Annotated in this window: 16 protein-coding genes; 9 read left to right on the top strand and 7 right to left on the bottom strand. The window is 72.8% G+C overall.

Annotation, left to right across the window (positions count from 1 at the left end; translation table 11 throughout):
• Positions 1-8: 8 nt before the first annotated feature.
• Both DEI95_RS12255 and DEI95_RS12250 read right to left on the bottom strand, forming a co-directional pair.
• Positions 9-3,062, bottom strand: a complete 3,054-nt coding sequence (locus DEI95_RS12255) for an AAA family ATPase (RefSeq protein ID WP_111060401.1) — start codon at positions 3,060-3,062, stop codon at positions 9-11.
• A complete protein-coding gene (locus DEI95_RS12250; RefSeq protein ID WP_111060400.1) occupies positions 3,062-4,231 on the bottom strand; it encodes an exonuclease SbcCD subunit D in 1,170 nt (389 codons plus the stop codon). Before DEI95_RS12250 ends, DEI95_RS12255 begins: the two co-directional genes overlap by 1 nt.
• A gap of 111 nt (positions 4,232-4,342) precedes the next feature.
• Between DEI95_RS12250 and DEI95_RS12245 the strand changes: the two genes are divergently transcribed.
• Complete coding sequence (locus tag DEI95_RS12245) at positions 4,343-4,855, top strand: DinB family protein (RefSeq protein WP_111060399.1); 513 nt, start codon at positions 4,343-4,345, stop codon at positions 4,853-4,855.
• A gap of 142 nt (positions 4,856-4,997) precedes the next feature.
• On the opposite strand, the gene DEI95_RS12240 is transcribed toward DEI95_RS12245, so the two are convergent.
• The gene (locus DEI95_RS12240) at positions 4,998-7,124 is read right to left on the bottom strand and encodes a DEAD/DEAH box helicase (protein ID WP_111060398.1); all 2,127 of its coding nucleotides are present in this window, start codon (positions 7,122-7,124) and stop codon (positions 4,998-5,000) included.
• Positions 7,125-7,383: 259 nt separating this feature from the next.
• Complete coding sequence (locus tag DEI95_RS12235) at positions 7,384-8,238, bottom strand: polyphosphate kinase 2 family protein (protein WP_258367593.1); 855 nt, start codon at positions 8,236-8,238, stop codon at positions 7,384-7,386.
• Positions 8,239-8,302: 64 nt separating this feature from the next.
• Here DEI95_RS12235 and DEI95_RS12230 point away from each other — a divergent pair, with 64 nt between their 5' ends.
• Complete coding sequence (locus DEI95_RS12230; protein WP_110911392.1) at positions 8,303-9,310, top strand: alpha/beta hydrolase; 1,008 nt, start codon at positions 8,303-8,305, stop codon at positions 9,308-9,310.
• A gap of 148 nt (positions 9,311-9,458) precedes the next feature.
• Positions 9,459-9,716, top strand: coding sequence for a hypothetical protein (locus tag DEI95_RS12225; RefSeq protein ID WP_111060396.1), 258 nt, complete (start codon positions 9,459-9,461; stop codon positions 9,714-9,716).
• Positions 9,717-9,804: 88 nt separating this feature from the next.
• Here DEI95_RS12225 and DEI95_RS12220 read toward each other — a convergent pair whose 3' ends face one another.
• The 3 genes from DEI95_RS12220 to DEI95_RS12210 form a co-directional block, all read right to left on the bottom strand.
• Complete coding sequence (locus tag DEI95_RS12220) at positions 9,805-13,191, bottom strand: efflux RND transporter permease subunit (protein ID WP_111060395.1); 3,387 nt, start codon at positions 13,189-13,191, stop codon at positions 9,805-9,807.
• A gap of 97 nt (positions 13,192-13,288) precedes the next feature.
• The gene (locus DEI95_RS12215; RefSeq protein WP_110823519.1) at positions 13,289-13,987 is read right to left on the bottom strand and encodes a DUF6518 family protein; all 699 of its coding nucleotides are present in this window, start codon (positions 13,985-13,987) and stop codon (positions 13,289-13,291) included.
• Between the two features lie 209 nt (positions 13,988-14,196).
• Positions 14,197-15,636 (bottom strand): PLP-dependent aminotransferase family protein, encoded by a 1,440-nt coding sequence (locus tag DEI95_RS12210; RefSeq protein WP_111060394.1) that lies wholly within the window; start codon positions 15,634-15,636, stop codon positions 14,197-14,199.
• A 60-nt stretch (positions 15,637-15,696) separates the two neighbouring features.
• On the opposite strand from DEI95_RS12210, the gene DEI95_RS12205 reads away from it, so the two are divergent.
• The 6 genes from DEI95_RS12205 (at position 15,697) to DEI95_RS12180 (ending at position 21,656) form a co-directional block, all read left to right on the top strand.
• Entirely contained in the window at positions 15,697-16,362 is a 666-nt protein-coding gene (locus tag DEI95_RS12205; RefSeq protein ID WP_111060393.1) for a YitT family protein, read from the top strand.
• A gap of 82 nt (positions 16,363-16,444) precedes the next feature.
• Positions 16,445-17,299 (top strand): DUF4097 family beta strand repeat-containing protein, encoded by an 855-nt coding sequence (locus tag DEI95_RS12200; RefSeq protein WP_110823517.1) that lies wholly within the window; start codon positions 16,445-16,447, stop codon positions 17,297-17,299.
• Entirely contained in the window at positions 17,296-17,889 is a 594-nt protein-coding gene (locus DEI95_RS12195) for a PadR family transcriptional regulator (RefSeq protein ID WP_111060392.1), read from the top strand. The genes DEI95_RS12200 and DEI95_RS12195 overlap by 4 nt, the downstream gene beginning before the upstream one ends.
• A gap of 238 nt (positions 17,890-18,127) precedes the next feature.
• Positions 18,128-20,371 (top strand): APC family permease, encoded by a 2,244-nt coding sequence (locus tag DEI95_RS12190; protein WP_258367592.1) that lies wholly within the window; start codon positions 18,128-18,130, stop codon positions 20,369-20,371.
• 59 nt (positions 20,372-20,430) lie between these two features.
• On the top strand, positions 20,431-21,255 hold the full coding sequence (locus DEI95_RS12185) for a hypothetical protein (RefSeq protein WP_111060391.1): 825 nt from the start codon (positions 20,431-20,433) through the stop codon (positions 21,253-21,255).
• 155 nt (positions 21,256-21,410) lie between these two features.
• Complete coding sequence (locus tag DEI95_RS12180) at positions 21,411-21,656, top strand: DUF3072 domain-containing protein (protein WP_110823514.1); 246 nt, start codon at positions 21,411-21,413, stop codon at positions 21,654-21,656.
• Positions 21,657-21,784 lie beyond the last annotated feature (128 nt).

The raw sequence follows: 21,784 nt of genomic DNA, 5'->3' as shown, positions 1-21,784 counted from the left end.
CGGGCCGGTCAGACGGTGGTGGTGACGCGGGAGCCGCCTTCGGGCGTGCGTCGGACAGCGATCCGCTCGGGGATCCGCTGCTTGAGCTCCTCGACGTGACTCACGATGCCGACCTGACGTCCGCCCGCGGTCAGCCGGGACAGCTGTCCGATGACGTCGTCCAGGGTCTCCGGGTCGAGGGTTCCGAACCCCTCGTCGACGAACAGCGTGCCGAGCGACACCCCGCCCGCCTCCGCCTGCACGACGTCGGCGAGCCCGAGCGCCAGGCACAGCGAGAACGTGAAGGTCTCACCACCGGACAGGCTCCTCGGGTCCCGGGTGCTGTCCGTCAGGTGGTCGCGGACCGCCAGTGCCAGACCGGTCCGCCGGGCCCGGGTACCGGTCTCCCGTTCGTCCGACGTCTCGAGTGCGAACCGTCCGGCGAGCATCGCTCGCAGCCGGTCGTTGGCTGCTGCGACGACGTCCTCGAACCGACGCATCAGCACGTAGGTCCCGAGCGTGATGCCGGTCGGGTTGGCGGTCGGTGCCGCGGTGGCGATGTCGGCGAGACGGACCACCGCGTGGCTCTCGGCGCTCGTGGTGTCCCGTGATCGGACCGCCCGTGCGAGGTCGGCGGCGCACCGCTCCGCAGCGGCGGCACGCTCGGCCGCGGCTGCTGCGGCTCGGGTGGCGTCGTCGAGGGCGGCGGCAGCGGCATCCCGGGCGCTCCGGGCGGCGTCGAGGTCGAGTACGACGCTGCCCTCGCCGTTCTCGCGCGCCGTCGTGGCCGCCAGGTCCTCGGCTGCGGCGACGACCGCCGGCTCCGCGAGTCCGGCCTCGACCACGGCCAACTCCCGGTCCGCGGCGGCCACGCGCCCGCGCAGTCGATCCGCCTCGGTCCGGTCGAGGGCGGCGGCCCGTGCGGAGCCGACGTCGGTGAAGCCCTGCGCCTGGACGGCGGCGTCGACCTCGGCCTTGCGGTCGGCGACGTCCCGCTCGGCGGCGGTCACGCGGTCGTCCAGGTCCGCCACGGTACGGAGCACGGCGGCCACGGCCTCGACCCGTCCGACCAGGCCGGCCAGGGTCTCGTCGACGCCGGGGTCGATGGCGGTCCTCGCTTCCGACCCGGCACCTGCTGACTCGGCCTCGATGGCGACCGCGAGCACGGCCTGTCTCGCCGCCTGCACGCGCTGCTCGTCGTCCGCGATGCGAGTGCGGTCTCCCTCGATGCGGTCGGCGAGGACCCGACTGCGCGTGACGAGGTCGTGGTGGTCCTCCTCGAGCGACCGGGTCGCCCGGTCGTGGGTCTGCAACCGATGCTCGTGCTCCTCGACGGCGTCGGCCGCGGCACGGGCTGCGTCGAGGCGGGCCTCCGCGTCGCTGCGCTGCCGAGCCACGGACGCGTCGTCGTGGTCACCGACGGCCTCGGTGAGGCGGACGAGCTCGGCACTGGCGACGGCGTGCTCGGCCGTCGCGGCGGCGAGGGCACGCTCGGCGTCAGCGCGGGCCGCAGCGGCGCGGTCGATCTGGTCGGCGCTCGGGTGGTCCTCCTGCGGCTGCGCCACGGCCGGGTGCTCGACCGCACCGCAGACGGGGCAGGCGTCGCCCGGGGTCAGCGCCGCGCCGAGTTCACCGGCCAGGCCGGCGATGCGGCGAGCCCGGAGGTCGTTCTCGACCGAGAGTGCGCCGGACGCGGTGGCGGCCGCCTCGGTGACGGCGGCTGCGGTGTGCGCTGCGGTGTCGGCAGCGGCGGCCCGTGCGGCGAGCAGACGCGCGAGTTCCCGTGCGGTCTCGACCGCGCGTGCAGCAGCATCGGCATCGGCCGCGGTGTCGGCTGCCTGGCTCGCCGCGAGGACGATCGCGGCGCGCTCGTCCGGTCGGGCAGCGAGTGCCTCGGCGGCGGTACCGATCCGGGCGCGCGTCCGTTCGAGCTCCTCGACCGCGGTCCCGACCGCGACCGTCCGGTCGGCGAGGGTCCGCTCGAGCTCGACGAGGTGCCGGACGTCGGCGAGGACCGCCGCGAGCCGGTCGTGGGTCGCCCGGGGTGCCGGATCGGTGACCTCGTGCCGGTCGCGGACCGTCGAGCGCTCGCCCACCAGCGCGGTGAGGCGGTCCTCCGCCGAGGCGGCGCCGTCCGCGACCGCCACGACCACGGCGGCGTGGTCGGCGAGGACGAGGGCGGTCCGGTGCTCGGCGACGGCCTGCGCTCCGGCGGCGACGGCATCCTGGCGGGCGAGCAGGTCACGGCGCCGGTCGACGGCCGCCTGGCGCGCGGTCAGGTCCTGCAGGTGGGCGACGGTGTGCTGTGCGGCGGCCGCGGCGCGAGCGCGGGCGTCCTCGTGCGCGGCCGCGGTCCGGTGCAGCACGGCCACGACGTCGCCGGCGGTCGACTCGTCGGCGTCGTCGTCCCCGGAGGCCTGGCTGAACCGGCCGAGCGCGTCGCGCACCCGGGCGTCCGCCGCCTCGACCTCGGCGACCGCAGCTCGTCGCCGCGCCGCGAGTTCGTCGGCGGTCCGGTCGTAGACAGCGGTCCCGAAGAGCGACTGCAGGAGCTTCCGACGGTCCTCGCCGGGAGCGCGGAGGAACTTCGCGAACTCCCCCTGCGGCAGCACGACGGTCTGCAGGAACTGGTCGCGGTTCAGTCCGACGACGCGGGCGACCTCGGCGCCGATCTCCGGCGCCCGGTGGGACAGCGGTTCGCCGACCAGGTCCGACGGGTCGGCGAGTCGCCAGAGCTGCGCGGACGCCTGCTGCCGGATCGTGCCGCTCCCCCGTTGCTTCGGACGGTCGTAGGGCGGCGTGCGACGGACGCGGTACACGCCCGCACCCGTCTCGAACACCAGGTCCACGAAGGGCTCGACGGCGGGGTCGGCGTGCTGGCTGTGCAGTCGATCGGCACTGGCGTCACTGCCGGCGAGTCCGCCGAAGAGCGCGTACACGACCGCGTCGATGATCGTGGACTTCCCGGATCCGGTGGGACCCTCGAGCAGGAACACCCCGGACGCGGCGAGCGAGGCGAAGTCGATCGAGACGAGGTCCGGGTACGGGCCGACGGCGCGGAGGTCGAGGCGGTGCAGGTACATCAGCGTGCTCCCTGCTCGGCCAGGGCGGCCGCGGCGGACTCGTAGGCGTCCCGCAGGATCCCGAGCTCCACGTCGTCCGGACGGCCGCCGGTGGCGTAGGTCACGAAGTCCGCGGCGACCTCGACCGGGTCGGACGTCGCGCTGACGGCTCGCGCCGGTGTCCGGTCGGGGACGTCTGCGGGCTCGTGCGTGATGGCGAGGGCGTGCGGGAAGCGGTCCTTCACCCGGGCGTAGAGACGCTCCGGGTGCACGGTGTCCGTCACGGCGACCCGCACCCATGCGTCAGCGTGCTCCGCGAACGCCCCGGACTCGATTTGGGCGATGCTGCCGCGCACGTCGACGAGCCGGCGCGGTACGGGCGTCGGGAGGAGGTCGACCGTCACGGCCCCGTCGGCCGCGAGCTCGACGAGCGTCACGGACTTGGTGTGGTTCCGCTCGCCGAACGAGAAGGCCAGGGGGGATCCGGCGTACCGGCTACGGTCGCCTGCACCGACGCGCTGCGGCCCGTGCAGGTGTCCGAGCGCGACGTAGTCGACGCCGTCGAAGGTGGACTCGGCGACCCGGTCGACGCCCCCGACGCGGATGTCCTGCTCGCTCTCGCTCGGCAGCGCGCCGCCGACGAAGGCGTGCGCGACGACCACCGACCGGGTGCCGGGGCGTTCCGCGAGGTCGCGCCGCACCCGGTCCATCGCCGCGGCGACGACGGCCTGGTGCGAGCGAGCGAGCGGCTCGTCGGGCACGGGCGCGAGGGCGTACCGCACCATGTCGGGCTGGAGGTAGGGGATGCCGTACACCGCGACCGGACCGCCGCCGTCGTCGGTGTCGACCAGCACCGGCTCCGCGAGCCGGGACGGCTCGGCGAGGATCCGGACCCGGTCGCTCATGACGCCCGCACCGAATCCGAGTCGGACCGCGGAGTCGTGGTTGCCCGGGGTCACGACGACGGTCGCCGTCTCCGCGAGGTGTTCGAGGACGTGGGAGAGCATGCGGACCGCCTCGACCGGCGGGATCGCCCGGTCGTAGACGTCCCCCGCGACCACCACGAGCTCGACCGACCGCTCGCGGACGACCTGCACGAGGTGGTCGAGGAACGCCGCCTGGTGCTCCAGCAGGTCCGCACCGAGGAGGGTGCGCCCGAGGTGCCAGTCGCCGGTGTGCAGGATCCGCATGTGAGCCACGGTAACGGCCGCCGGGGACATCCCGGACGCCCACGCTGGCCCTGTGGAGGACCGGACGACCGCGGGCACCGGTGGACGACCGGGCGGCGTACGGTCGGACACATGACCACTCCCGCCGAACTCCTCGTCGAAGCGTTCTCCCGCGTGCCCGAGACCGTCGGACGTGCCGTCGACGGCCTGTCGGAGGACCAGCTCGCGTCCCGACCGGCCGCCGGGGCGAACACGCTCGCCTGGCTCGCCTGGCACATCGCCCGCGGTCAGGACGCCCAGGTCGCCGCCCTCGCCGGTACCGAACAGGTGTGGACGGCGGACGGCTGGGTCGAACGCTTCGGTCTGCCCTTCCCCGCCGAGGCGCTCGGGTACGGCATGTCCCGCGACGACGTCGGTCGCGTCCGCGCGTCGGCGGCACTCCTCACCGGGTACCTCGACGCGGTGCACGCGCGCACGGTCGCGTACCTGCAGACGCTCTCGCCGGAGGACCTCGAGACCGTCGTCGACGACTCGTACGACCGGCCCGTGACCGTCGGTGTGCGGCTCGTGAGCATCCTCGACGACTGCGTCCAGCACGCCGGCCAGGCCGGCTACGCCCGGGGCGTGCTCTTCTTCAACCGCTGACGATCCCCGCGACACGCAACCCCGGCGACCTGACGCAACGCCGTCGCGTTGCGCGTCGTCGCCCTCGTTGCGTTCCGCGGGGACGACGGACTGGAGGCCCGGTACCAGCTGGTACCGGGCCTCCAGTGCGCGCGTGGTCGGGTCAGCGCGCGGCGAGCTCCGCGATGATGCGGTCGCCGGGGCCGCTCTCGACGAGGTCCGCCTCGATCTCCGCGTGCTCGAGGATGCCTTCGATCTTGCGGCGACGGCCGCGCGGGACGATCGTGACGACGGTGCCCTCCTTGCCGGCACGGCCCGTACGGCCGGACCGGTGCATGTACGCCTTGTAGTCGTCCGGCGCGTCGGCCTGCACGACGAGCGAGATGTCGTCGACGTGGATGCCGCGGGCCGCCACGTCGGTGGCGACGAGCACGTTCACGCGGCCACTGGTGAGCAGCTGCAGGTTGCGGGTGCGTCGCGATTGGTTGAGGTCGCCGTGCAGCGACGTTGCGCGGATGCCGGCGTCCTCGAACTGGTCGGCGAGACGCTCGGCGTAGGCGCGGGTCCGGGCGAAGACGATGGTCTTGCCCTCGCCGGCGACGAGCTCCTCGAGGACGCGGTCCTTGTCGCGCTGCTCGACCACGAGCACGCGGTGGTCGATGGTCGAGGACGCCTGGTCCTCACCCGCGACCTCGTGCACGCTCGGCTCGTGCAGGAACTCCTCCACGAGCGCCGCCACCTGGGTGTCGAGCGTCGCGCTGAACAGGAGCTTCTGCGCGCGGTTGCCCTGTGGGGTGACCTCGGCCGTCGCGGAGAGGATCTCCTGGACGGGCTCGAGGAACCCGAGGTCGCACATGTGGTCCGCCTCGTCGAGGACGGAGATGATGACCTCGCTGAGGTCGAGCGTCCCCTTCTTCATGAGGTCCTGGACACGGCCCGGGGTGCCGACGATGATGTCGACGCCACGCTGGAGGGCACCCTCCTGGCGGCCGTAGGGCACACCGCCGTAGATCTGCGTCGTGAACAGGCCGACCGACCGGGCGATCGGCTGCACCGTGCGGTCGATCTGCAGGGCGAGCTCGCGCGTCGGGGCGAGGATGAGCGCACGGGGGGCGCGGCCCATCTTGCGCTTCGTGCCGCCGCCGTGCTCCATGAGCTTCTCGACCAGCGGCGCACCGAACGCGATCGTCTTGCCCGACCCGGTGCGGCCTCGGCCGAGGACGTCCTTGCCGGCCAGGACGTCGGGGATCGTCGCCGCCTGGATCGGGAACGGGCTGCTCGCACCGAGCTCGGCCAGCGCGCGGGAGATGTTGCCGCCGATGCCGAGGTCGCCGAAGGTCACGCCCTCGACGTCCGCGGCCACGATCGACTCGGCCTGGAGCTTCTCGAGCTTGACGTCGTCGGCCGGGACGAAGTGGCCGCGCGGAGCGTCGTCACGACGCGGGGCGCGGTCGCGGTCGTCACGGTCGAAGCGACGGGGCGCACGCTCATCGCTGTCACGACGCGGGGCGCGATCGCTGCGGTCGAACGATCGCGGCGCGCGGTCGTCACGGTCGAAGCGACGCGGAGCACGGTCGTCACGGTCGAAACGACGCGGCGCACGCTCGTCGCTGTCACGACGCGGCGCACGGTCATCACGGTCGAAGCTGCGCGGCGCGCGGTCATCGCGATCGAAGCGACGGGGGCCGCCGTCATCGGCGTCACGACGCGGCGCGCGGTCGTCACGGTCGAAGCGACGCGGAGCACGCTCGTCACGGTCGAAACGACGCGGAGCACGCTCGTCGCTGTCACGACGCGGCGCACGGTCGTCACGGTTGAAGCTGCGCGGCGCACGCTCGTCGCTGCCACGACGCGGGGCGCGATCGTCACGGTTGAAGCTACGCGGGGCGCGGTCGTCACGGTTGAAGCTACGCGGGGCGCGGTCGTCACGGTCGAAGCGACGCGGCGCACGCTCGTCGCTGTCACGACGCGGGGCGCGATCATCACGGTCGAACCGCCGCGGCGCACGCTCGTCGCGGTCCGAACCGCGCGCGGGGCGGCCCGCACCGCGCGGCTCCCACGCAGGGCGGCTGCCGCGGCTGTCGCGCGGCTCCCAGTTCGGGCGCTCGCCCGAGGACGGACGGGAACGACGCTCGTCGGCGTCCCAGCGCTGCTTCTGGCGGGGAGCCGTCGGCTCGGCGGCGCGGAAGCCGCGGTGCTTGGCGCTGCGAGCGGCAGGGGTGCCGTTCGGGTGACGCGTGCGGTCGGTGCGGTCGGCGCGGGAGTTCGCGCCCTTGTCGTACGGGGCCATGTGTTCTTTCCGGGGTGCAGACGTACCACGCAGCCCGGCAGCGACATCGGCGGGGGCGGCTCGTGGAGAGGGGGTTCATCGCAACGTCGATCGACGCGATTCCAGCCCTCGAACTACACAACACCCAAACACGTCCGCGGCTCGCGGCCGCGGTGTCGAAGGCCGACCGATCAAGCATACGCGACCCGGCCCCGTCAGACCAGCCCCGTCGACCGGTGGGATCGGAGCCGGAGGCGGGACGGACCTCCCGGCGGTCGGGTCAGGACTCGGCGAGCCGCTGGCGCTGCTCGGCCACGTCGAAGTCCGCCGCGGGCCACGAGAGGTGCATGTCCTCGAGGGCGCGCAGCAGGAGCTGCTGGACGGCGAGACGGGCGTACCACTTGCGGTTCGCCGGCACGACGTACCAGGGAGCCTCCGGTGTCGAGGTGCGGTCGAAGACCACCTGGTACGCGTCCTGGTAGTCGTCCCAGAGCAGGCGGTCGTCGATGTCGCCCGGGTTGAACTTCCAGTGCTTGTCCGGCCGGTCGAGGCGGTCGCCGAGTCGTTCGCGCTGCTCGTCCTTCGAGATGTGCAGCATCACCTTGACGACCGTCGTGCCCTGCTCGGTGAGCCGGCGCTCGAAGTCGACGATCGCGCCGTAGCGCCGTTCGATCTCGTCCGGTCCGGCGAACTGCCGGACACGCTGGACCAGCACGTCCTCGTAGTGGGAGCGGTCGAAGACGCCGAGCTGTCCCGCGTCCGGCAACTGCCGTTCGACGCGCCAGAGGAAGTCGTGCTCGCGCTCCTCAGCGGTGGGGGCCTTGAAACCCGCGTAGCGCACGCCGTTGGGGTCGACCGCGCCGACCACGTGCGAGACGATGCCGCCCTTGCCCGCGGTGTCCATCGCCTGCAGGACGAGCAGCACGCGGCGCTGGTCCCCCGCCGTCGCCGCGGCCCAGAGCCGTTCCTGCAGGGCCGCCAACCGGGAGGCACCCGCGGCGAGCGCTTCGAGCCCGTCGATCTTGCGGCCGGGGAACCCCGGTGTCGCGTCCGGGTCGACCGTGTCGAGCCGGAACCCGGGGCCGACGCGGAGGAGCGGCTCGGGGTCGGCGTTCCAGGACTTCTGACGGCTCACGGGTCCTCCTGTGGATCTCGCGTTCATCCTGGCACCCCCACCTGCCCATGTACCGTGGCTGGCGATGAAGTCCGGCCGCCGTACCCTGCTCGCGCTCGTCGCCGCGGCCGCGGTCGTCGGCGCAGCGGCGTCGTGCACCGTCGACGGGACCGGGGACGGGAACAGCACCGTCACCGCCGACCCCGTCATCTACCCGCTGTCGCTGGAGTACCACGGCATCGACGTCGTGCCGGACGTGCCGTACGGGCAGGACCCCCTGCAGCAGCTCGACGTGTGCCTGCCGGCCGACAGTCCGCCCGAGAGCACCTCGACGCCCACCCCGACGCCGACCGCCCGGGCCGCCGAGGAGCCGGACCGCGTCGAGGTCGGTTCCCGCCCTGCCGTGATGATGATCCACGGCGGCAGCTGGTCCCACGGCGACAAGGCCACGGCGGCGTACCGGTCGGTCTGTCAGTTCCTGGCGTCCGAGGGGTTCGTGACGTTCAACGTCGACTACCGCCTCGCGCCGACCGACCCGTTCCCGGCCGGGCTCGACGACGTCCGCCGCGCGCTCGACTTCGTCTTCCGGCCGTCCACCCTGCAGACGTACGACGTCGACCCTGACCGGGTCGGGGTGTTCGGCGGCAGCGCCGGTGGCAACCTCGCAGCGCTCCTGGCCGTCGAGGACCACGAGTCGAGCGCCCACGCCGACGGCTTCCGCATCCGGGCGGTCGTCGACCTGAGCGGGCCGACCGACCTCACGGTCCGGTCCACCGGTGCTGAGGGGGTCGCTGCCTCGTTCCAGCGGAAGCAGTTGCTGTACCTCGGGTGCGAGTCGTACCGGTCGTGCCCGGCGGCCGGACGAGCGTCGCCGATGTACCAGGTGACGCAGGAGACCGCGCCGTTCTTCATCGGGCACTCCACCGACGAGTTCATCCCGCTGTGGGAGTCGCAGCGCTTCGCGACGACCCTGCGCGACCACGGCGTCCCGGTGACGTTCGTCGCCGTACAGGGGTCGGCGCACTCGATCGCGCAGCTCGACCGGGCGATGAGCCGCCGGGTCACGGCGTTCCTGCGCGACAACCTGGGCTGACGCTGACGCTGACGCCGACGCCGACGCTGACGCCGTCCGGCCCCGCTGACCGTTCCCCGGGGTGACGTGCTCCGGGGTGACGTGCCCCGCACGGGTGGCACCCGGAGCGGGACTGTCGATGATGTCGACGGATTGTCAGGCTTGGCGGGTGACGCACCCCTCGATCTCCGCCCCGGCCGCCCCCGCCGTGCGTGCCCGCACCGGCAGCTGGACGTCGGTCCGCACGGCCGCGGAACTCCTGCTGGGGCTCTCCTTCTTCGTCACGGTGGCGTCCGGTTGGTACGGCGCCGCCGTCGGGCAGGCAACCGTGGTCACACCGGTCGCGGCGGTCGTGTTCCTCGTCACCGTGACGTGCGTGCTGGTGTCCTGGTTCCGCGAGCTCGACCAGGACTCCGACGGCCGCTGACACCGTCTGCGTGCCGTCGGCCGCACGGTCGCACGACCCGATGCACGCAGGGGCACGCCGCCGCATGAGCGGCGACGCGCCCCGCTGATCACGCCTCGGCGCGAGCCGCCTTCCGCTGCGCCCGACGCTCACGAGCACCCTCGACCAGGGCGTACAACGCCGGCAGCACGACGAGCGTCAGCAGCGTCGATGACACCAGACCACCGATCACGACGAGGGCCAGCGGCTGGGAGATGAACCCCGACTTGCCGGTGAGCCCGATCGCCATCGGCAGCAGCGCGAAGATCGTCGCCAGCGCGGTCATCAGGATCGGTCGGAGGCGTCGGGTCGCGCCCTCGAGCAGGGCCTCTCGGACTGGCAGGCCTCGTCGCCGGTACTGGTTCACCAGGTCGATGAGGACGATCGCGTTCGTCACGACGATGCCGACGAGCATGAGCAGCCCGATGAGCGACGCGACACCGATCGGGACGCCCGAGATGACCTGCAGCAGGATCGCACCGGTCGCGGCGAACGGCACCGAGACCAGGAGCATGAGCGGCTGGAGCAGGCTCCGGAACGTGGCGACCATGATCACGTAGACGATCAGCACGGCGACCACGACGGCGAGGCCGAGCTGCGAGAACGCCGACGACTGGCTCGCGGCGACACCGCCGATGGAGGCGCTCGCACCGCGCGGCAGGTCGAGTTCGTCGACCGCCTTCGTGACGGACTGCACGGCCGCCCCGAGGTTCGTCGCGTCCGGTGTGACGGTGATCGTGGCGGTCCGGGCGGCGTTCGTCGTCGTGACCGTCGTGGGCCCCTCGGACTGCTCGACCGTCGCGACGTCCGTCAGCGGCACGGTGCCGGTGCTCGTCGGCACGTCGAGTGAGCGCAGTGCCGCGACGGTCGTCGGCGGGTCCGGGTTCGCGATGTACACGTCGAGCGTGGCGTCGTCGATCTCGATGCTGCCGGTGTCACGCGGCGACACCGCGGCGGCCACGAGTCCACCGACCTGGGTCTCGGTGAGTCCGAGGTCGGCGGCCTTCGCCCGGTCCACCCGGACGGCGAGGAAGGGCTCAGCCGCGGACAGGTTGCTCGTCGCGCCGGTGGTGCCCTCGACCGAACGCATGGTCGCGAGGACCTTGCGTGAGGCGGTCTCGAGCTGCGCCTGCGTCGGGGCGGTGACGTCCACCTCGATGTCGCTGCTGCCGCCGAACCCACCACCGGACGAGGCGATGGTGATCTCGCCCACGCCGTCGATGGCGTCGAGCCGCTTCCGGGCGTCGGCCTGGATCGTCGGCTGGTCGGCTTCCGCGTCGGTGGTGACCGCGTACTGCACGGAAGCCGATCCGCCGCCGCCGAACGCGGCCTGGATGGACTGCCCGCTCGTGCCGATGGTGGTCTGGACGGTCTCGACGCCGGGGACGTCCTGCAGTTCCCGCTCCACCTGTCGTGCGGAGTCGGACTGGACGTCGAGGCTCGAACCGGCCTTCAGGTCCTGGGTCACGGTGAAGGTGTTCTGCCCGGAGTCCCCGAGGTAGTTCGTGGTGACCAACGGCAGCGCGGCGACCGTGCCACCCAGGACGACGACGGCGAGCAGGACCACGACGACCGGTGCCCGGACGGCCCAGCGGAGCACCGGGAGGTACACGCGACGGAGACGGTCCGAGGTGCCGGCGTCGTGCAGGTCCGCGGCGGACGCGAGCGCGGCCTCGGACGTCGGACGGACGGCGGGCTCGTCCGCGCGCCCCACGGCGTGCGCGGTCTGCTCGTCCCGCTCAGCTGTGGCCCGCTCCGCTGTGGCCTGCTCCACTGTGGCCTGCTCCACTGTGGCCTGCTCCACTGTGGCCTGCTTCGCCTTCTTCGGGCGCAGCCACCAGTACGCGAGCACCGGGACGATCGTGAGCGACACGAGCAGCGAGGCCACGAGCGCCAGGGTGACGGTCACCGCGAACGGCCGGAAGAGCTCCCCGACGAGTTCCGCGACGAAGGCCACGGGGAGGAACACCGCGACGGTCGTGAGCGTCGACGCGGTGACGGCGCCGGCGACCTCGCGGACGGCGTCGAGCACGGCCTGCGCTCGGTCGACGCCGGGGCGCATGTGCCGCTTGATGTTCTCGATGACGACGATGGAGTCGTCCACCACACGGCCGATCGCGATGGTGAGCGCGGCCAGCGTGATGATGTTGAGCGAGTAGCCCGCTGCCTGCATGCCGATCGCCGCGAGCAGCACCGACGTCGGGATCGAGACCGCCGTCACGAGAGTGGACCGCACCGAGAGCAGGAACACCAGGATGACGACGACCGCGAAGGCCAGGCCGAGCAGTCCCTCCTCGGCCAGGGAGTCGATCGACTGCTGGATGTAGGGCGCCTGGTCGAAGACGACGGTGAAGCGCGGGTCGCCCTCGATCTTGGCCTCGATGCCGGGCAGCGCGTCGCCGACGACGGTCGACACGTCGACGGTGTTGGCCTCCTGCGTCTTCGTGATCGAGATCGTCAGGGCCTGCTCGCCGTCGACGCGGCTGATCGACGTCCGCGGCGACTCCTTGATCGCGACCTCGGCGACGTCGCCGAGGGTGGTGTCGGTCGGGGTCGCGGCAGGGGTCGCGGCCGCGTCGGTGGGTGCGGCGTCGGTCGCGCCACCGGTCGTCGTCCCACCCGGGGTCGTCGCACCGGCAGCGGGCCCACCGGCGGCGGGTGCACCGGCGCCGGGTGCGCCGGTCGACGTGGTGTCCGCCGCGTCCGATCCGCCCGAGCCGGACGAGTTGGTGAGGGGCAACGCGCGGATGTCCTCGAGCGACGCGATCCGCTCACCGGTCTGCACCGAGAGGGTCGATCCGTCCTCGGTGATCGTGCCACCCGGGATCAGCGTGCCGTTGTCGTCGAGGGCGTCCGAGATCGCCGTCTGGCTGAGCCCCCGGGCCGCGAGCTCGTCCTCGTCCGGTGTGATGACGACGCGACGCCCGGGGTTGCCGAACACGTCGGCCTGCCGGACCCCGTCGAGCTTCTCGAGGTCGGGGATCGCGGTCGCCTGCAGCCGGTCGACCAGCTCCTCCTGGTTGCCGGACGACGAGACCGCGACCTGCAGCACCGGCAGGTCGTCGAAGGACCCGGTGACGATCTGCGTCTGTACGGAGTCGGGGAGCGAGAGGGCGTTGACCGCGGTCTGGATCTTGTCCTCGGCGCTGGCCAGGTTCGAGCCGTAGTCGAACGAGGCGGAGACGACGCTCTGCCCGGTGGACGACGTCGCACTCGTCGACTCGAGGTCGGGCACGACCTGGATCGCCTGCTCGATCTTCGTCGAGACGTCGTTCGACACGACCTCCGGCGTGGCCCCCGGGTAGGCGCTGACGATGGCGACCTGCGGGAACTCGACGCTCGGGATGAGTTCCTGCTTGAGACTCGACAGGGCGACGCCACCGAATACGGCCACCACGATCGTCACGAGGGCGATGAGGGCGCGGTTCCGGAGACTGAAGACGGAGAGGAGGTGCACGCCCTGATCCTCGCAGCCCGGTCCTGCATCCACCCAGCCGAAGTGCATCCTGGGGATGAACGTGCAGGTACCCGGACGTGTGGCGGGGACCTCCCGGTCAGGCGGCGCCGAGCAGGGAGTACACGGCGAGCACGCCGACCGAGCCGACGACGCCGACCCCGAGCGCGACCGCACGGCCGATCGGCGACCGGGCCAGGGCGATGCCGGCGACGAGGACGCCGACCCCGACCACGATCTGGACGACCCACGTGGCGGTCCCCGTGGTCGCGGCGACCTGCAGCAGGGCGCGGGCGCCCTCGCCGATGAGGACCGCAGCGGTCACACCGGCGGCGGCACCCCGCCAGCGGCCGTCCGGAGACCGGAGCGCGACGGCGACGGCACCGGCGAGCAGCCCGGCGGGCAGTGCCATCACGACCCAGAAGTTGGTGATCGACAGCGAGTCCGGGTAGCCGCGGAGGTTCGTCGTCGCCCAGTAGCCGATGTGCATGAGCTCGAGCAGCACGACGCCGAGCGCCATCGCGAGCGCGGTCCGCAGCCGCGGTCGGACACTCCCCCGAGCGACCCCGGCGGCGAGCACGAGCAGCACGGCGACGACGAACCACGGCCCGGCCGCGTTGGAGATGGACGCCAGCCCGGGCACCGCCTGCCCGAAGCTCGTCGCGACGCCGGCGAGCACGGCCCCGGTCACCGCCATGGTGAGTCGGGCGACCGGCGGCACGGCACTGCCGCTCGGGTGCCCGGGAGCGGTCGGCGACGCGGCGCGGGCGACACCGGGAGAGGACAGGGTGCTGTTCATGGTCTCGATGCTGGCGTGCCCGTCCGCTCGTCACATCACCCGGGAGGGGCATGGGCATCCTCCGCAGGAGTGACGCGGCCGACCGCGGACCACGGACGCGGACGTCCGCGCACCACGGACGCGGCCGACCGCGCACCGCAGACCACAGACCACAGACCACAGACCACAGACCACAGACCACAGACCACGGACCACAGACGCGTGCGTCCTCAGACCACCGCCGCCGACGACCCCCGCGCGCCCACGGTCGCCCCGCCCACCCGTGCCCAGGACCGCGCGAGGGCGTCGACCACGCGCTCCCGTTCCTCCGCGGTCAGGGTGAACGGCACGCGGAGCGACCGCTCGAACCCGCCGTCCGGCCCGAACACGCCCCCGGACGCGAGCACGACCCCCTCGGACCGCGCCGCGAGGACCAGCGCGGTCGACACCGGACGCCCGAGCCCCACCCACGTGGTCAACCCGCCGGCCGGCGACGGGACGTCCCACTCCGGCAGCCGTTCCCGCAACGCGGCGACGAGGCCGTCGCGACCCGCGCGCAGGGCCGGACGCCGGGCCTCCAGGACGGCCGCCGTCTGCGGGACCAGTTCACGCGCGACGAGTTGGTCCAGCGTCGGCGTCCCGAGGTCGCCCGTCGGCCGCGCGAGGAGCAGGCGGTGCAGGAGCTCCGGAGCAGCCCGGATCCAGCCGATCCGCAGCCCGCCCCAGAACACCTTGTCCGCCGAACCGACCATCACGACCTCGCCCGGCGCCCCGGCGGCCAGCGGGGGCGCGGACGGGCCGTCGATGCGGAGCTCCCCCATCGTCTCGTCGGCCACGACGACGGTGCCGACGGCCGCGGCGGCCTCGAGCAGGACGCTCCGCGTGGACGTCGGCATGGTCGCGCCCGTCGGGTTGTGCAGCTCGGGCATGACGTAGGCCATCGTCGGCGCCGAGCGGCGCAGGGTCGCGTCGAGCACGCCCTCGTCCCACCCGCCGCGTGGGTCGACGGGGACCGACACCAGCCGACCACCGGCAGCGCGGAGGGCCTCGTGCGCGTGCGGGTAGGTCGGCGACTCGACGAGCACCGGGTCACCGCGCCCGACGAGCACCCGTGCCAGCAGGGCGATCGCGTGTTGGGCGCCGACGGTGACGATCACCTCGGAGGACGAGGTCGGCAGCCCCCGGGCCGTGTACCGCTCCGCGATCGCCGCGCGGAGGCCCGGGTCCCCGACGGTGTCGAACCCGATCCCGGCGAGCGCCGCCGGCAGGTGCCGCATCGCGCGTTCGACGGCCTCGGCCACGACCGGGGCGCTCCGCAGGGCGGCCTTCCGCAGGTCGAGCACGTCCGCGGGTACGACGCCGCCGAGCTCCTCGGGGTCCGGGCGCCCCTCGAGCGGCAGGCGGACGACGCTGCCCGACCCGCGGAGGGACGTCAGGAAGCCGTCGACGCGGAGTCGTGCGTACGCGTTCGCGACGGTGGTGCGGGAGACGCCGAGTGCGGCCGCGAGCCCGCGTTCGGCGGGCAGGCGAGCGCCGTGCGGGATCCGCCCGTCGATGACGAGGACCCGCACGGCGTCGGCGAGCGCCTCGTACGCCGGGGCGTCGGAGCCGGCACGCCAGTGCGTCAGGAGTACGGCGGCGGAGCGGGCACTGAGGAGGACGGGGGTCACGGGTCCACAGTAGGACGATTGGCTCTCGACCAGCAGGCCAATCTGTTCCAAGCTCGAACCGTGTCCCGCTCCTCCGCCGTGTCCCTCCGTCTCGTCCAACTCCTCGTCGGCCTGTTCCTCTACGGCGCCTCGGTCGCACTGCAGGTCCGCGCGGTCGTCGGCGTCTCGTCGTGGACCGTCCTCACGCAGGGCCTGGAGAACGTCCTGCCGTGGTCGTTCGGCGTCATCACGGTCGTGTCCAGCCTGGTGATCCTGCTGTTCTGGATCCCGCTCCGGCAACGACCGGGGATCGGCACGCTGCTCAACGCCCTCGCGATCGGTCCGGCAGCCGACCTGGTCCTCTGGCTGGTCCCCGAACCGGCCGGCCTGGTCGGTCGCGTCCTGCTGTTCGTCGGGAGCATCGCCCTGCTCGCGGTCGCGACGGCGTGCTACATCGGCGCGGGCTTCGGCACCGGCGCACGGGACGGCCTGATGGTCGGGCTGCACGAACGGTTCGGCTGGCCGGTGTGGGTGGCGCGCACGGTCGTGGAGGTCACGGTCGTCGTCGTCGGCTGGCTGCTCGGCGGGGACGTCGGCGTCGGCACGGTGGTCGCCGCGTTCGCGATCGGTCCGCTGGTGCAGCCGCTCATGTCGCTGTTCCGCCGGTTCCCGTGGAGCCCCGGCCGGGAGGCCAGGCCCGCTCCCGCCCCGCTGGTCGCTGACCGTCTGCCCGACGTCTCGATCTGACCCTGGCGTCCGCACAGGACGCGATGTATCGTGTTGCGAAAGACGCGATACATCGCGTTCCGTCCGACACCGAGGAGCAGTCATGGCACAGGAGAAATGGCTCGTCGACGAGCCGAAGGTCATCGACACCGGGATCGTCCGCGCACTGCGGGTGGGCCTGGTCGGCGGGCAGGTGGACGTCGTCACGCACGACGAGCCGACCGCGCGCGTGGAGATCCACCAGGTCTCCGGCAAGCCCATCAAGGTGGAGATCGAGGGCGACACCCTGACGGTCGACCACCCCCAGATGCGCTGGGACGACCCGCTCGGCTTCCTCAAGTCCTTCCGCGGCGGCGGCGCCCGCGCGGACGTCAGCATCCTCGTGCCACGGGACGTCACGGTCACGCTCGGGGTCGTCTCCGCCGGCGTCCTGCTCTCCGGCACCGAGCGCGGCGCGGTGCTCAACAGCGTCTCCGGGGACGTCGTCGTCGACGCGGTCATCGGTGACGTCCAGGTCCACGCGGTCTCGGGCACGACCACGATCCGCGACCAGGTCGGCACCGTCACGCTCCGGACTGTCTCGGGCGACGTCGTCGCCACCGGCGAGATCCGTCGGTTCTCGGCCGACGCCGTCTCGTCCGCCGTGGTGCTCGACCTGCACGGCACCCCGGACAGCGTGAAGGTGAACACCGTCTCCGGCCCGGTCGACGTCCGACTCGAGCACGGCACGGCCTACACGAGCACCATCACCACCGCCACCGGCCGCCTGCAGTTCGACGACGCCGAGCTCCGCGGCACCCGCGGCACGTACACCCGGACCGACGGGGAGCTCTCCGGCTCGTACGTCGACATCCGGGTGAACTCCGTCTCCGGCGACGTCGCGATCGTGCACGGCCCGGCACCCGTCCCGGCCGCCGACACCACCCCGACCGCCGACGAGCAGGGCGGTGTCGCATGAGCCCCGTCTTCGCGCACGGACACCTGCGCCTGTACCTGCTCGTCCTGCTCGCCGACCACCCGATGCACGGCTACGAGGTCATCACCGCGCTCGGCGACCGCTTCGGCGGCACCTACGTCCCGAGTGCCGGCACCGTGTACCCGCGGCTCGCCAAGCTCGAGGAGGACGGCCTGGTCACGAAGACCTCCGACGGCCGGAAGACCGTCTACGCGATCACCGAGGCCGGTCGCGCCGAGCTCGACGCACGAGCCGACGAGGTCGCCCAGCTCGAGAACGGTGTCGCGGACAGCGTGAAGTCGCTCGCCGACGGCGTCCGCGCGTCGGTCGGCGCCGCGATGGAGTCGCTCCGTGCCGACCTCGCCGCCGCGCAGCACAGCGGCCCGACGGGGACCCCGGGTGCCGCCGGCGCCGAGCCGGCACCGGTCGCGGGGTCCGGCGGCCGGACCCTCCGCGACGCCGAGATGGCGGTCGCCGTGTTCCGGCAGCAGCTCCGTGCCGACCTGCGTCGCCGCGCAGCCCGCGGCACGCTCGACGACGCTGCGGTCCAGCGCCTCCGTGACGGCCTGGAGGCCCTGCGCCGGTCGTTCTGACGCGACCGGACACCAGGACGACCGGCCCGGCGGGGCGGACGCGGTCCGGGCCTCCCGGCCGTCACCGGAGTACCGACCGTCGAACCTGTCCGTTCCTTCAGAGAAGGACGGGAGAACCCCTCCGATCCGCGGCGATCCGCGGATCGGAGGGGTTCTCCGCGTCCCGTCCGGTCGTGGGGGAATACGGTTCCGGCCTCCGGTGTTGCGTTCGCCCCGCCAACGAGTAAGTTCGTCGCTCGTGACCAACGAGACCCGGTCGTTGAAAGCCCGACTGATCGGCGACCCGCTCCCCTCCGAGAAACTCGAGGGGCAGCTCCTGCCGAAGCACCTGGCGCTCCCCATCTTCGCCAGCGACCCGCTCTCCTCCGTGGCGTACGCACCGCAGGAACTGCTCATGATCCTGCTGCTCGGCGGGATGGCGTTCCTGACGTTCGCCCCCTGGGTGGCCGCGCTCGTCGTGCTGCTGCTCGTGGTCGTCGTCGCGTCCTACCGGCAGCTCATCAAGGCGTACCCGTCCGGGGGCGGCGACTACGAGGTCGCGCACCGGAACCTCGGCGAGAAGGCCGGGCTCGTCGTCGCGAGCGCCCTCCTCGTCGACTACGTGATGACGGTCGCCGTGTCGGTGGCCTCCGGCGTCGACAACATCATCTCGGCGCTGCCGATGCTCAACCCGTTCCGCGTGGAGCTGGCGCTCCTGTTCGTCGTGTTGCTGGCGGCCGCGAACCTCCGCGGCGTCCGCGAGTCGAGCAAGGCCTTCGCCGTCCCGACCTACCTGTTCGTGGCGAGCGTCTTCCTGATGGTCGTGACCGGCCTCGTCCGCATCGTCGCCGGGGACGCGCCCGTGGCCGAGTCCGCCGGCTACACCGTCGAGAACATCGAGCACACCACGCAGGCGGCCTTCATCCTCCTGCTCCTCCGGGCCTTCGCGTCCGGCTGTTCGGCGCTCACCGGTGTCGAGGCGATCGCGAACGGCATCCCGGCCTTCCGCCGCCCGAAGATCAAGAACGCGCAGCAGACCCTCGTGCTCATGGGCGGCATCGCGATCGTGCTGTTCGTCGGCCTCATCACGCTCGCCCTCGTCTCCCGCGTGCACTACGCCGAGAACGCGTGCGACCTGCAGGGCTTCGCGGACTGCGCGGCGACACCGCAGCGCTCCCTCATCGCCCAGATCGCCGCAGCCACGTTCGGCAACAACTCGGTCCTGTTCTTCGTCATCCAGGCGACCACGGCGGCGGTGCTGCTCCTCGCCGCGAACACGGCGTTCAACGGGTTCCCGCTGCTCGGCTCGATCCTGGCGCGCGACTCCTACGCCCCGAAGGCGCTGTCCACCCGCGGTGACCGGCTCATCTACTCGAACGGCGTCATCGTGCTCGCGCTCGTCGCGGCCGCACTGCTCATCGTCTACCGGGCGAACGTCACGAGCCTGATCCAGCTGTACATCATCGGCGTGTTCGTCTCGTTCACGCTCGGGCAGAGCGGGATGGTCAAGCACTGGGTGAGCCTGCTCCGCGCCGACCGTGCCGGCACCGCCGGGGAGCCGGTGCACCGCGGGCAGGTCATCCGCAGCCTCACGATCAACTCGATCGGCGCCACCTTCACGTTCGTGGTGCTCGTCATCGTCACCATCACGAAGTTCACGCACGGCGCCTGGCTCGTCTTCGTGATCATGCCGGTGCTGTTCGTGCTCATGCTCGGCGTGAACCGCTACTACCGCGACGTATCGCACGAGATCGCGGCCGACGCGGAGACCGAGTTCGGCGCCACGGGCGACCACGCCATCGTCCTCGTGAACAAGCTGCAGAAGCCGGTGCTGAAGGCGCTCGACTACGCCATCGCCGCGAAGCACGCCGACCTCGAGGCGGTGCACGTCGCCATCGACGACGCCGAGGCCGCGCGCCTCCGGGAGCAGTGGGCCGAGCACGGCATCGAGGTCCCGCTGACGATGGTGCCGAGCCCGTACCGCGACATCTCGATGCCGCTCATCAAGTACATCAAGGCGCACCGACTCGAGCACGGGTCCGAGGTCGTCACGGTGTACACCCCGGTGTTCATCGTCGGCCACTGGTGGGAGGGGCTGCTGCACAACCACCGCGGCCGACGCATCCGCAAGAAGCTGTTGCTCATGCACGGCGTCACGGTCGCGCTCGTCCCGTGGCTGCTCGACTCGTCGGAGCTGCTCTACGGCAAGCGCTCCCGCCCCTTCCCCGGGCAGGACCGCCGCGGCGAGCCCGTCCGCCCCGCCCTCCGCCGGTCGCCGCACGGCGTCTTCCGCTCGGAGGCCGAGGAGGACCGGCTCATCCGCTCTGCCCAGCGCAACAGCCTGGAACCGCAGAAGCTCGCGAACGCCGGCTCCCCCTCGCGCCGAGCGACGCGACCGGCCGGCCCCGCGGAGGGCGTCGACCCCGCGACCTGCACGGGTGAGATCCGATCCCTCGTCCCGACCGCCCCGCCGGTCCCGCACGCGCCGGACGACCGCGCCTGAGCCGAGCACGGTCGGGCGATGACCCCGCGTGACGGTGTCCGGTCGTACCATGTGACCCCATGACCACCGTGCCCGAGGACCTCCGTACCTTCGCGACCTTCGACGGACACGGCGGCAAGGTCTCGAAGCGCGTCGAGGTGCTCGACCACCGCCCGCCGGTCTCGCCGGACGGCCGCTACGACGGGCTCGTCGCGGTGCGCGGCGAGCACCCGCTCGGCGCGCTCGACGAGCGCGCCGCCGACGACTCCGCCGAACTGACGCGCGGCGTCGCGAGCATCGGCTGGGTGGACCCGGCCACGCTCCGGGACTGGTACCGGCCAGACCGGGTGGTGGTGAGCCTCCTGGACGCCCGCCGTTCCGGGCTGGAGCCCGGGGTCTACGCCGACTCGCGAGGGCGCGGCCGGGTCCGCATCGACGGCCAGGAGGCCCACCTCGGCCCCGACGGGCGACCCGCGTTCCGCGCACTGGCCGGGACGGCGGAGGCCCCGAAGGTCGACGTCCCGCTGCCGATGGACCAGGCCGTGCGGCTCGTGGTCGTGACCGTCGCGGGGCGCGACGGCGACGACCTGGGCGGGACAGCACCGGCGCACCGCACGTCGACCGGTGCTGCCGGCGTGGAGGTCGTGACGACGCCCGTGGCGCCGCTCCTGGCCCCCGGCGAGTACCCGGAGTACGCCGACGACGTGCCGGGGCTGCCGCCGCGACCCGCGTCCGGACGGGTCCGCGTGAGCGCCTCGGTGCTGCTGGACGGGGCCCTGCACCCGGTGGACCGGCTCGACGAACAGGCGAACACGCTCTGGATCGAGCGGGGCGGCCGGGTCGTCCCGATCGCGGCGAGCGACGTCGGCGGGGACCTGGTGCGGTACACGGCGACGCCGATCTGACGCCGGACTGGCGCCGAACTGACGCCGGACTGGTGCCGGACCGGCGCCGGTCTGACGCGGGAATGGTGCCGGTCCGGCGTCGCCTGTCCGTTCGCCGGTCATCGGGGGACGCCGTGCTGCGCGGGACGTCGGGGGTGCGGCGTACGGTCACGCTCATGAGTGATGCAGACCAGAACCAGCCGGAGACCCTCGGCGGCGAGCGCCCGGACCCGTCGACCACCGCGAGCAAGGACCCCGAGCAGTGGGTGACCGGTGACGAGCCGATGACCGGCCCGCAGCGCAGCTACCTCGACACCCTCGCGCGCGAAGCCGGCGAGGAGCTCCCCGCCGACCTCAACAAGGCCGAGGCCTCGGAGAACATCGACCGCCTGCAGCAGAAGACCGGCCGCGGCACCAACTGAACCGCAGGCGTTGCTGTACGGCGGTCCGCATCCCAGCGGGCCGCCGTCCGGCATCTCCGTCGCGATCGCCGTCCCCGTCGCGGTCAGGGTCGACCGGGACTGCCGGACGGAGCCGCGAGGCGCCCGAT

Origin of the sequence: Curtobacterium sp. MCBD17_008 (assembly GCF_003234475.1) — a bacterium.
Lineage (GTDB): Bacteria > Actinomycetota > Actinomycetes > Actinomycetales > Microbacteriaceae > Curtobacterium.
Note: the sequence above shows the minus strand (reverse complement) of the source record. Positions and strands in the feature narration are given on the sequence as shown.